Annotated in this window: 3 protein-coding genes and 1 pseudogene; all 4 read right to left on the reverse strand. The window is 60.9% G+C overall.

Features of this window, described 5'->3' with window-relative positions:
• Window positions 1-942, reverse strand: a pseudogene (locus tag HHJ19_RS13045) (hypothetical protein); the annotation flags it as partial.
• 147 nt (window positions 943-1,089) lie between these two features.
• Window positions 1,090-1,359 (reverse strand): hypothetical protein, encoded by a 270-nt coding sequence (locus HHJ19_RS13050; protein ID WP_296908097.1) that lies wholly within the window; start codon window positions 1,357-1,359, stop codon window positions 1,090-1,092.
• Window positions 1,360-1,383: 24 nt separating this feature from the next.
• On the reverse strand, window positions 1,384-2,928 hold the full coding sequence (locus HHJ19_RS13055) for a DUF4331 domain-containing protein (RefSeq protein ID WP_296908098.1): 1,545 nt from the start codon (window positions 2,926-2,928) through the stop codon (window positions 1,384-1,386).
• A 218-nt stretch (window positions 2,929-3,146) separates the two neighbouring features.
• Entirely contained in the window at window positions 3,147-3,992 is an 846-nt protein-coding gene (queF, locus tag HHJ19_RS13060; RefSeq protein WP_296908099.1) for an NADPH-dependent 7-cyano-7-deazaguanine reductase QueF, read from the reverse strand.
• Between the last annotated feature and the right edge of the window lie 66 nt (window positions 3,993-4,058).

Below are 4,058 nucleotides of genomic sequence, written 5' to 3' on the forward strand. Positions count from 1 at the left end.
GCCGTGCAACGACGTGTCGTCTCCGCGCCGCTGCAACTCTTCAACCCGCGTGCGCAGCAGCTGGCGTTCGGTGCGCCAGCGCGCATCACCCAACCGCTTCCAGGCTGCCGCTCGTCGCAGTACCACGGCGTCGGTCGCCGGCAGCGGTGCCAGAATCTGCTCCGCCTGCGCGGTTTTTCCAGTACGCAGCAGCAAATCACTGAAAGCAATGGCGGTGTAAAGATCGTGCTCTGCCGCCAGGCTGCGCGCGTAAGCATCGGCTGCCGCGGCATCGTGGCCCCAACGCTCATCGCTTTCAGCCAGCAATGACAGCAGCCAGCTGCGCTGGCCGGCATCGCCAGCCTGGCTGATCAAGGACTGAAGACCTTGCGCAGCCACCTGATGCTCGCCCTGCAGGGACTTTGTTTCCAGGCGGCAAGCCTCGGCGTAAAGCGCCTGTCCGGCACGCGTCACCGCATCGCAGGCCGCCAGCGATTCAGGGTAGCGGGCCGCCAGGCGCTCCCGCGCCGCCAGATTCACCCAGCCCTGCGCGTAGCCGGGCGCGCGTGCGAGCGTCGCAGTGAGCACGGCCCGCGAGGCAGAAAATTCGTGTCGTCCGCCCTGAACGGTGGCCTGCAAGACTGCAAGTTCAGCCGGCGCTTCGGGGCGGTCCCACCATGGCGCCAATGCGGCCTGAGCGCGTCCCCAATAGCGGGTATCGCCGGTTTGCCTGGCCACCGAAATATCCTGTCGGGCCTGCTTGGCGGCGGCGGCCGGGTCGGCCGATGTCGTCCTGGTTCCCGCTTGCAAGGTTGTCTGGACCGGGCGGTTGCGCGTCACCGTTTGCAACACCTCCAGAACTTCGTCGTCGCGCACCGGCTGCACCGCTGTGGCCGCCAGCGCGCCACACTGCAGACCTGTCAGCAGGCCGGCCAACACCAGGACTCTGTAAATAATGGGCATGTAAATCAATATCCGTTTGCTACCGGTTACCAGCAGCGAATTGGTCTTCCGCTCGCTTGAAAGAAAGCCAGCCATTCGCACAAAAATGAACAAAAAAATGGCCCGGCAACCGATAACTATCGATAGCCGGGCCAGATTGGCGAGATTTTATTCTAGAGCCGCCGATTCCGAAGTGTCATCAGCCGCCAGCGTCAGCGAGTTGATGTCGATCGGGTCCGTGTTTTCGTCATTGCTGGCAATCAGGTTTTTGATGTATTCGAACACCGAGTTGATGGTCTGCTCTCCGCCCCCCGGCGGCGGTTTGGTCATCCCAAAGCCGCCCCCGTTGCCGTTGTTGTCGCTGTCGCCGCCGCAACCGGCGAGCAGGACCGCACAAAGCGCGGCGCCCGCCAGCAGTTTCGCATTTAACTTGAACATGATGTTTCCTTTTGAGCCAGGGCCTTACTTGGCACCCGGAAGCGGGGTGTTGAGGTAAGGAAAGACTTGCTGGAAGTCGGTGGCGCTGGCGCGCACACCGTCGACGAATGGCACGCCACCGGCCGGTGCGTCCGAAGGCTTGCAACCGACTTTCAGCGCGTCGGTGTCACCCGTCAGCACACAAAGCGCCCCCATGGCAACGCGCAGGGTAACGTCCACCACGTCATCGCCCAGGCGGCGACCGTTCGGGAAGCCGGAGGCATCACCCGCAGCCACACCCAGGGAGTTCTGCGCGGCCGCTGGCTTGGCCGCAATCGAGGTGTTCAAGCGGAGCATCTCGGTCAGCGGACCACCAACGCCCAGCCCGGTCATGTTGGCCGGACGATTGACCGTCGGCAGACCGGTCAGAAAGGCCGTCATCAGATCGGTACGCGGAAAGTTGGTCGGCGCTTTGGCACCAAACAGCTTTTCGATCAGCGCTGGCAGCGTCGGATTGGTCACGTAATCGCCAAAGTTGGTCACGTCGTTGCGCGACTCGGACGAGTAAGGCTTGCTGCCGTTGAACTTGTCCTTGTCTTTCAAACCAATCACCAGTTCGTTGACGAGCGGCATGCCAAGGCGTGATACCTGGGTCCAGGCGCCGCCGGCCTTTTCACTGGCCTGCAGTCCCGACGGGGTAGCACCATTGAGCAGACGACCCTGGCGCAGGCTGGCGGTGGTCCAGCCACCAATCACCTTGTCAGTGCCCTGCGTCAGGCAGCTGGCTGGTACTTCAAGCGCCAGGGATGTCACGTTCTTGTTTTCCATATCACCAAATTTTCCGCCCGCTGCGGCGTTGGCTTCATTGGTAATGAAGGAAGCAGGCGCATTGATGAGGTCAAAAACGACACCGAGATTGACTGAAAACGCCTCTTTGCGCTGACCCACAAACACCTTGCCGGGCGCTGCGCAACCGGGAATATTGATGGTCTGGATGTGGGAATTGGCATAGGCGTCGTAGCTTCCGCCCGGGAATGTCTTGGTGCCGATATAGTCAATCGGCTTGAAAAAGGTGGTGCCGCCGCTGGCATTGGTCACGGCCGCGCGCGTACCGCCGCGGCGGTCACCGCGAACCACGTTGAGCGTGAAGCTTTCGGTATAGCTCAGCGGTGCGTCAGGGGAATTGGTGACCGGGCCCGCCTGGCGAAGGGGAATTGCCACGTTCTTGCCGCCGATCGGCAGCGTGATGCCCGCGCCATTGTTGGCCAGCGTATTCTTGAACTGGAACTGGAAGGTCAGGTGTTCCTTGCCGTCGCCGACGTTGTCGATATGGATCTCGTACAGCGCGTTCGGATCGAGCGAAAAATAATTGGGGCCGCCGTAGGCGTCCTGCAGCGGCATGTAATTGGCAATCAGCGTCACATTGCCGGCTTTGCCCGCCTCATAGCTGTTGAACATGTAAAAGTCAGTGCCGTCCACCTTGGGGGCAGTGGTAATGAACGGTGCTTCGCGGTGGCTTGACGCCATCGCGCCACCGGCGGCTGCAAGTAGCAGGCAGGCCCTGGCAAGGTGCCCTAATTTCATCTTCATGGTTGATCTCCTGGTTGGTTACAGCGGTCGCTGTTACAGATTTACGCGAACTACGGCAATCCGGATTCAAAAAAATATGAACCAGATTCATTGTGAGCGTGCAAATGTGGACATTTACATGTCGGGAAAACCGCTTACAGTGAGATCGGAAAAGGCCTTCAGTCACAGGTCTCACTGGTGGAACTTGCCATAAAGGCACTGGATCGGCCGAATATCAGCTACTGCCGGGCCGTGCGAATGTTCGGCGGCAGTGTCGCGGGATGGCTGGTGCGAAACGGGTTGATGTCCAGCCCGCCCCTGCGGGTGTAGCGCGCATACACCGCCAGCTTGTGCGGCTTGCAGCGTGTCCACACGTCCATGAAGATGCGCTCCACGCACTGCTCGTGGAATTCATTGTGGTTGCGAAAGCTCACCAGGTATTGCAGCAGCCCCTCCTGGTCGATTTGCGGGCCGCTGTAACTGATACGAACACTGCCCCAGTCGGGCTGCCCGGTTACCAGGCAGTTGCTTTTAAGCAGATTGCTGGTCAGCACTTCGCTCACCGGTTGCTCGAGAAAGGCGGCGCCCAGCAATTCTGGCGAGGGGGTGTAGCGGGTGCATTCCACGTCCAGCCGGTCAAGGCTCAGGCCATCGAGTTCATGTACCTGCTCGCGGTCAAACAACTCGGGCAGCAACAGTTTCACGCCCACGATGGCAGCCCGGGGCGCGCCGCGCCAGACCGCTTCGCTGATATCCGCGCGCAACCGCGCCTGCACCCCGGCGGCATCGGCAAAGCGCGAGTTGTTGAAGCTGTTCAGGTAGAGCTTGAAGGATTTGCTCTCGACGATGTTAGGCGTTTCACAGGGCACCGTGAAGGTTGCCAGCGCAAGCTGCGGCTTGCCTCGCAGGTTGAGCCAGCTCAGCTCGAACGCGGTCCATAGATCAGCGCCAAAAAATGGCGGCGTGCCACTGACACCGATCTCGAGCCGCTTGCCCGCGCGCGGAATCGGGAACAGCAGCGACGCATCATACTGGTCAACATAGGCTGCGGTTTTGCCCAGTTGGGACTGTTCAGGGGTGTTCATGCCGGTGTCACCTGTCTGGAGTTTGCCGCGTCTAAGTGCGGCATCAACAGTGCCAGCAAACGCTGC

This window comes from Polaromonas sp. (genome assembly GCF_012927415.1).
Classification (GTDB): domain Bacteria; phylum Pseudomonadota; class Gammaproteobacteria; order Burkholderiales; family Burkholderiaceae_C; genus Polaromonas.

What these genes read in the sequence shown, in the direction of transcription:
- HHJ19_RS13055 (WP_296908098.1), bottom strand. Translation starts at nt 2,928, where the DNA reads ATGAAGATGAAATTAGGGCACCTTGCCAGGGCCTGCCTGCTACTTGCA.
- HHJ19_RS13050 (WP_296908097.1), bottom strand. Translation starts at nt 1,359, where the DNA reads ATGTTCAAGTTAAATGCGAAACTGCTGGCGGGCGCCGCGCTTTGTGCG.
- queF (WP_296908099.1), bottom strand. Translation starts at nt 3,992, where the DNA reads ATGAACACCCCTGAACAGTCCCAACTGGGCAAAACCGCAGCCTATGTT.